The 2,029-nt window shown below is 33.5% G+C and carries 1 protein-coding gene; it reads right to left on the reverse strand.

Features of this window, described 5'->3' with window-relative positions; translation table 11 throughout:
• Positions 1-312 precede the first annotated feature (312 nt).
• On the reverse strand, positions 313-1,272 hold the full coding sequence (locus tag C564_RS0131340) for an alpha/beta hydrolase (protein ID WP_018768227.1): 960 nt from the start codon (positions 1,270-1,272) through the stop codon (positions 313-315).
• Between the last annotated feature and the right edge of the window lie 757 nt (positions 1,273-2,029).

A 2,029-nucleotide genomic window follows, 5' to 3' on the forward strand; every position in this document is an offset into this window, starting at 1 on the left:
GTTTTCAAAGAACTTGTTTGCCGCTCATTTGCGACTTCCTTATATTAACACTTTCATGTTTCAATGTCAACTAAGTTTTTTATTTCGTTTGTCGCATTCTGCGTTGTTGCATCGGCGACTTCTAACATATTACACACTTATCATTATAAAAGCAATACCTTTTTAAAATACAATTCAAATTCCCCATTAAATATAGAAGATAAGGCTTTAATCCGTTAGATTTCTTTATCCTCACTTAAATTTAACCATCACTTATCCACGCATAACATTTAGATAGGAAGGCTCCCTATTCAAGCTACAATCAATATATACTTATCCTGGAATATACTTTCCAATAAATCCCCATACAGTATTCCAATATTTCTCCGAATCTATTTTTTCAGCTTCTCCATGACCTGCACCTGGCACAATCAATTTCTCTTTTTCCACCTTTGTAGCATTATACACTTCATCCAACATTTCAAAAGGAACAAATGTATCTGCAGCTCCATGGATAAACAACATCGGAGTTTTACTTTTTGCAACTTGCTTGACGGCCGATCCCTCATTCAAGTCATAACCAGCACGGAGTTTTGTAATTGTATTCGCCGCATTCATAACAGGGAATTTTGGTAAATGAAATAGATCTTTTAATTGATACGTGAATTCATCTATAACAGACGAATAACCACAATCTTCAATAATAACCTTAACATTGGCAGGTAACTCTTCTCCGGAAGTCATCATAACAGTTGCGCCTCCCATAGAAATACCGAACAGAGCTATTTCCGCCTGCGGATCTTTCTTTAATACATACTGAATCCACTGCGTAACATCCTTACGATCATGCCATCCCATACCAATATAATCACCTTGACTATTGCCATGACCACGAAGATCAGGTGCTACTACACTATAACCCTTTTCATAAAAATGGCGAATGTATTTTGTCATTTCCGAGGCCCTTCCATTATATCCGTGAACCACGATTGACCATTTATGACTAGATTCCCGATTACGATATTCATAGCCAGTTAGTTTCAAATTATCAAAAGAACGTATAGGCGTCGTACTTGGTTGATGTTTTGATAAGAATTCTGTATTTTTCATTTCATCAGTGGCTACTACGTTACCCGATACAGTTACGGTTTTCTTTAAATGAGGGTTTCCCTCTAAAAATTCTTTTTCTTGTTTCGCATTTAGCGCATAGTTATAAAAGTAGTTCCCAACTAGCATATACGCAATAACTAGGAGGAGTAAAACTACTATTGTAACAATACTTATTTTCTTCATTCTTTGAATCCTTTCTCTACGATGTATATTTTAAAAATACCTTATATTACATTATATCAAATTCGAATATAATGCCCTCATACTTCATCAAGATTTTTACTAATCTAGAATAGTAAGTCTCCTTAAAATTTACAATCGAGAAAAAGAAGCGAATAACAAAGAAAAAACTATTCATAGTAATGCGCAAGTAACAAACTTTCCTTAACAAAATAGTCACTATGAATATTTTGTTAAGGAAAACAATATTATGTTTTAATCGCCCTATTATATAACTATAACGAAAGAACATAACTAGTTCGACTTCTTTCTTTTCTAATGAATCCATATGCCTATTCTTTATAGTTTCCTAATATTGAATCTATTATAGATACAACATTAGGAAACTTTGAAATCCAAATACTACAGATTATTTTTAATGAATTTGAATTATAACGGAAAACATTTGAACCTTATACCCTAGAAGAGTCTATTTATTGTACTCTACCAGACGATCTATTAGATATCTATAAAAATCTTAAAGAAGACATCTTATTATATGAGAAGAACGAATTCAACAAAGCTACTTAGCATTGGAAATTTCTTTTAGAGGCTCAATAAGGTTCACATACTGTGCAATATGCACATTACATTTCGAAAAATTTTATTAAAGATCTTCAATAAGCTAAAAACACAAAAAAGACGAGTCATTCTGACTCGTCTAAGGTTGCTTGGCGACGTCCTACTCTCACAGGGACAAGGTCCCAACTACCATCGGCGC

This window comes from Bacillus sp. 105MF, from assembly GCF_000374885.1.
Lineage (GTDB): Bacteria > Bacillota > Bacilli > Bacillales > Bacillaceae_G > Bacillus_A > Bacillus_A pseudomycoides.